The sequence below is a fragment of the Micromonospora deserti genome, from assembly GCF_003236335.1.
Lineage (GTDB): Bacteria > Actinomycetota > Actinomycetes > Mycobacteriales > Micromonosporaceae > Micromonospora > Micromonospora deserti.
Genome location: NZ_POUB01000365.1, coordinates 1 through 4,884, shown reverse-complemented (window position 1 = coordinate 4,884; position 4,884 = coordinate 1). Strand labels below are relative to the sequence as shown.

Sequence of the window (4,884 nt, the reverse complement as noted above, 5' to 3'; positions counted from 1 at the left end):
CGGCCGGACGGGATGGGGTGGGTTACCAGCCGCGGAGAATGCGGAGGCCGAGGAGGAAGGCGACGACGGCCGGGCCGACCAGGAGGGTGATCGCCTGGAGGCGGTACGGCATCCGGTGCCGGGTCAGTTCGACCGCGTTGCCGAGCACGATCATCCCGGCCAGCATCACGAACGCGCCCCACCAGCGGGTGGTGCCGAGGTCGACGACCTCCGTCCGGATCAACTGGAAGGTCGCGCCGAGCAGCGCGCCGGCCAGCGCCAGCATCGCCGCCGCCCGGTGCAGCCCACGGGCCAGCGGGTGGGCCGGGCGCCACAGGTAGGTGCCGGCGACGGCCAGGCAGGGCATGATGATCATCACGGGCCAGCCGCGGCCCATCACACCGAACATCAGCAGGGCACCGACCGCGAACACCAGCGCGCCGACGCAGGCGACCACGTAGCCGGCGAACGCCCGCCCGCCGCCCCGGGCCAGCAGCGGCCCGCCGCAGGCGGCGATCAGCGCGCCGGGGATCAGCACGAAGCCCGCCCACCAGTGGAAGTGTCCGCTGCCCTGGGCCGCCGTGGTGGTCGCCGCGGCGGCCAGCCCGACCACGGCCAGGCTCACCGGCCAGTGCCGGGAACCCCCCGGGTACGACCCACGCGGCTGGACCGGTCCCACTTCTGCACTCACGTCCTCCAGCCTCGCCGACCGGGCCGCCCCGGTCCATCCGGCCAGCCCTACCATCGCCCTTCCGGTCACCGGCCGCGCCGGATGGAGCGGGTCAACTCGTCTCGCCGGCCACGCTGAACGAGCGCAGCCGGTCGATCGCGAGCACCGTGAACCCGACGCTGACCAGTGCGCTCATCACCGCCGCCACCGGTACGGAGACGCTGGTCTCCAGCAGGCCGGTGGGGGCCAGCCGGTCGGCGAGCGCGATCACGTACTGCTGGATGGAGAGCACCTTGGTGCCGCTGACGAAGTTGCCGAGCAGCCCTTCCCAGATCAGCACGTAGACCAGGCCGAGCAGCACCGGCCGCCGGGTGAGCAGGCTCAACGCCACGAACAGCGCCGAGTACGCCAGCGCACCGACCGCCGCCGCGGCGGCGAGCGCCAGCCCCAGGCGTACCGAATGGGCCAGCACGCCCGCGACGTAGAGCGGCACGGCGACGGTGACCGCGGTGACGCCGGTGGCCACCGCCAGTTTCGGCAGCACGATCTGCCAGCGCGGCAGCGGCTTGGTCAGGATGTGCACGACCGTGCCGTCGTCGATCTCGGCGCCGAGCACACCGGTGCCGACGATCAGCGCGACCACCGGCAGCACCACGGCCAGGCCGAGGCCGACCAGCACCGGCGGCCCCCACTCGCCCGGGTCCACCCGCAGCGCGCGGGAGAGCACGGCCAGCAGCACCAGCAACGCCGGCAGTGGAAGCAGCAGCAGGAACCGGCGACGCCCGAACAGCCCCCGCGCGGTGATCCAGGAAACAGTCGACATGTCAGGCCTCCACCAGGTAGGAGAAGACGCTCTCCAGGGACTCGTCCTCGGGTACCAGCTGCCGGACCCGGATGCCCCGGGTCAGGGCGATCCTCGGCAGCGCTCGGGTGAAGGCGCCGTAGTCGCCGGCCCGTACGGTCAGCTCGGCGCGGCCCAGCTCCACACCCGTCACCGACGGCTCCGCCATCAGCGCCACGGCCAGCGCCCGGTCGTCGGTGGAGCGGACCGCGAAGACGTGCGGCCGGTTCGTCATCAGCCGCCGGATGGTGCGGAAGTCGCCGGAGGCGGCCAGCCGGCCGGCGACCATCACCTGGACGGTGCCGGAGACCTGCTCCACCTCCTCCAGGATGTGCGAGCTGAACAGGATCGTCCGCCCGGCGCCGCCGAGCCGGTGCAGCAGCTCCATCATGTGCAGCCGCTGGCGCGGGTCCATCCCGTTGAACGGCTCGTCGAGCAGCAGCACCTGCGGCTCGTGCACCAGCGCCGCGGCCACCCGGGCGCGCTGCCGCATGCCCTTGGAGTACGTGCCGATCCGCCGGTCCTGCGCGCTCTCCAGCTCCACCAGGGCGATCGCCCGGCGGGCCGCCTCCGCCGGATCCGGCAGCCGGTGCAACTTCGCGCTGGCCAGCACGAACTCGTACGCGCTGAGGAAGGTGTGCACTGCCTCCCGCTCGCTGACCAGGCCGAGGCGCCGGTAGACGTCCGGGTTGCGCCAGGTCGGCCGCCCGTCCAGGGTGACCGTGCCGCGCGACGGAGCCAGGAAGCCGGCCATCATGTGCAGCAGGGTGGTCTTGCCGGCCCCGTTCGGCCCGAGCAGCCCGGTGACCCCGGGGCCGAGGCTCATGCTGATGTCGTTGACGGCGACCACGTTGCCGTACCAGCGGGAGACCCCCGCCAGCGCCAGGGTGCTCGTCGACCGGGCCTGCGCCGGCGTGGTCCGCTCGGCACTGATCGCGCTCATCGGGTGGCCACCTTCCGGTACCGGGCCAGCAACAGGACGACACAGGTGGCCACGAGCAGCACGGCGGCGCCCGCGTAGACCGGGCCGAAGTCGCCGATCGGCAGGCCGCCCCCGCCCTCACCCACCAGCAGGTCACCCAGCGCCCAGGTGCCGACGCCGTTCACCAGCGTCGAGGGCGAGGCGAGGAAGGCCAGCTCGTTGACCGCCCGGGACGGCATGATCGACAGGGTGCCGACGATCGGCGTGGTCATCAGGAAGACCGCGACGATGCCACCGGCGGCGAAGGCTCGCTTGCCGGTGAGCGAGGCGACCAGCAGCCCGATCGAGGCGAAGACCACCGCCCAGAGGCCGGCGTAGAGCAGGCCCGGCAGCAGGTCGAGCAGCTCGTTCCAGACCCCGCGCAGGCCGTCGTCGGTGGTGAACGCGGCGCCGAGGAACATCACCAGCTGCGGCGCGCCGAGCAGCAGCCACAGCGCGGTCGCCAGCGCCAGCAGCTTGGCCAGCGGGTAGTCGGCGCGCGGCAGCGGCCGGGAGAAGTACAGGGGCAGCACGCCGCTGCGCAGGTCGCGGGAGACCAGCTCGGGCGCGGCCACCGCGACGAAGAAGATGACCAGCCAGCTCATCGCGTCGGCGAACTGGGCGTACGTCATCACCACCTGGCCGATCTGGCTACGGACCGCGGTCAGGCCGGCGGCCACCACGGTGACGATGCCGACCACCAGCCAGGGGAAGATCTTCGCCTTGGCGCTGCGGCCCAACCCGAAGGCGGTACGCAGGCCGTGCAGGTAGAGCGCGCCGAAGACCTGCCGGCGACCCAGCCGCGGGCCGGTGTAGCGCTGGTAGCCGATGTCGTGGATGACGCCGGTCGGCTCAGGCATGGCTGGGCTCCTTCGTGGCGAAGAGCTCGGCCACCCGGTGCCGGCGCTGGTCCAGCCGGTGCAGCGGCAGGTCCAGCTCGGCGACGGCGCCGAGGATCAGGTCGTAGGTGGCGTCGTCGGCGAGCGGGACGAGCAGCAGCCGCCCCTCCCGGCCCACCGGCAGCTGGAGCGCGGCGAGCCGGGCGGCCAGCTCCTCGGTGCCCTCGCTGACCTCGACGGCGAGCACGTCGGTGGCGGAGGTCATCGCGCTGATCCGGTCGGCGCGCAGCAGCCGCCCGCTGTCGATGGCGACCAGGGTGTCGCAGATCCGCTCCACCTCGCCGAGCAGGTGCGAGCAGACCAGCACCGAGATGCCGAACTCGGTGCCGATCCGGTGCACCAGGGCCAGCATGGCGTCCCGGCCGGCCGGGTCGAGGCCGTTGGTCGGCTCGTCGAGCAGCAGCAGGTCCGGGTCGTGCACCAGGGCCTGGGCGAGCTTCACCCGCTGCTTCATGCCGGTGGAGTAGCCGCCCACCGGCCGGTAGCGCTCCTCGTAGAGCCCGACGTGCCGCAGCGCCTCCGAGGCCCGCTCCCGGGCCACCGTCCGCGGCAGGCCGCTGATCCGGCCGAGGTGGGTGACCAGCTCGGCGGCGGAGAGGTCCGGCGGCAGGGCGTCGTGCTCGGGCATGTAGCCGACCCGGGCGCGGACCCGGGCGGAGTCGGTGGTCGGGTCGAGGCCGAGCACCCGGACCCGGCCGCCGGTCGGGGCGAGCAGGCCGAGCAGGATCTTGATCAGGGTCGACTTGCCGGCGCCGTTGGCGCCGACCAGGCCGATGATCCCCGGCTCGACCGCGACGGTGAGGTCGGCCAGCGCGGTGACCCCACCCCCGTACGTCTTGGTCAGCGACTCGGTCGCGATCAGTGTCACGACGCACAGCGTATGCAGTCCGCGCCCGCCGTGGGCCCGGTAGACCCCCGGCGCTCCCCTGATCCTGTCGGCGGCAACCCCTAGGGCCCCTCGCCGGGCCGGGCTTCGGTCGGCGACGTCGGGGCGGGCGACCCGCGGTACGCCACGGCAGCGGTGCCGCGGTCAGAATGGGGCGGTTCATCGATGGTTCACCGGGCACCATCCTGGGCGATGGCGGCCACGGAAGGGGAGGAAGCATGAGTGGCGGCACCGGGGCCCCGAAGGTCAGTGTCGTCGTTCCGGCGTACAACTGCGGCCCGCACATCGAGAAGCTCGTCGCCTCGCTGCTGCGCCAGTCGCTGCCGCCAGCGGAGTTCGAGGTGATCTTCATCGATGACGGCTCCACCGACGGCACGCCGGCCCGGCTCGACGAGCTGGCCGCCGCGCATCCGCACGTCCACGTGGTACACACCGACAACTCCGGTTGGCCGTCCCGCCCGCGCAACCTCGGCGTCGAGCGGGCGCACGGCGAGTACGTCTTCTTCGCCGACGACGACAAGGTCTGGCTGTGGAGCCGGGCGCGCTGGGCCCTCACGCGCCGCCTCCACGGCTGACGCCGGCCCGCACCACCGTCCACCGGGATTCCCCGGGCAATCCCGCCGCCCGGCTCCACAGCCAGACCTTGTC

General features: G+C 73.2%; 6 protein-coding genes. 1 reads left to right on the top strand and 5 read right to left on the bottom strand.

Translation table 11 applies throughout. From position 1 onward, the window contains the following. Positions 1-22: 22 nt before the first annotated feature. The 5 genes from C1I99_RS29325 to C1I99_RS29305 form a co-directional block, all read right to left on the bottom strand. A complete protein-coding gene (locus C1I99_RS29325) occupies positions 23-670 on the bottom strand; it encodes a hypothetical protein (protein ID WP_111137427.1) in 648 nt (215 codons plus the stop codon). Between the two features lie 91 nt (positions 671-761). After that, positions 762-1,472: an ABC transporter permease gene (locus C1I99_RS29320; RefSeq protein WP_111137426.1), complete on the bottom strand. Its 711-nt coding sequence runs from the start codon at positions 1,470-1,472 to the stop codon at positions 762-764. Position 1,473: 1 nt separating this feature from the next. Further along, positions 1,474-2,433, bottom strand: coding sequence for an ABC transporter ATP-binding protein (locus tag C1I99_RS29315; protein WP_111137425.1), 960 nt, complete (start codon positions 2,431-2,433; stop codon positions 1,474-1,476). Further along, positions 2,430-3,311 carry an ABC transporter permease subunit gene (locus tag C1I99_RS29310; protein ID WP_111137424.1) on the bottom strand — a complete coding sequence of 294 codons (882 nt, stop codon included), beginning with the start codon at positions 3,309-3,311 and terminating at the stop codon, positions 2,430-2,432. The genes C1I99_RS29315 and C1I99_RS29310 overlap by 4 nt, the downstream gene beginning before the upstream one ends. Beyond that, positions 3,304-4,218 (bottom strand): ABC transporter ATP-binding protein, encoded by a 915-nt coding sequence (locus tag C1I99_RS29305; protein WP_111137423.1) that lies wholly within the window; start codon positions 4,216-4,218, stop codon positions 3,304-3,306. Before C1I99_RS29305 ends, C1I99_RS29310 begins: the two co-directional genes overlap by 8 nt. Before the next feature lie 236 nt (positions 4,219-4,454). Between C1I99_RS29305 and C1I99_RS29300 the strand changes: the two genes are divergently transcribed. Further along, on the top strand, positions 4,455-4,811 hold the full coding sequence (locus C1I99_RS29300) for a glycosyltransferase family 2 protein (RefSeq protein ID WP_233512784.1): 357 nt from the start codon (positions 4,455-4,457) through the stop codon (positions 4,809-4,811). The last annotated feature ends 73 nt before the right edge of the window (positions 4,812-4,884 follow it).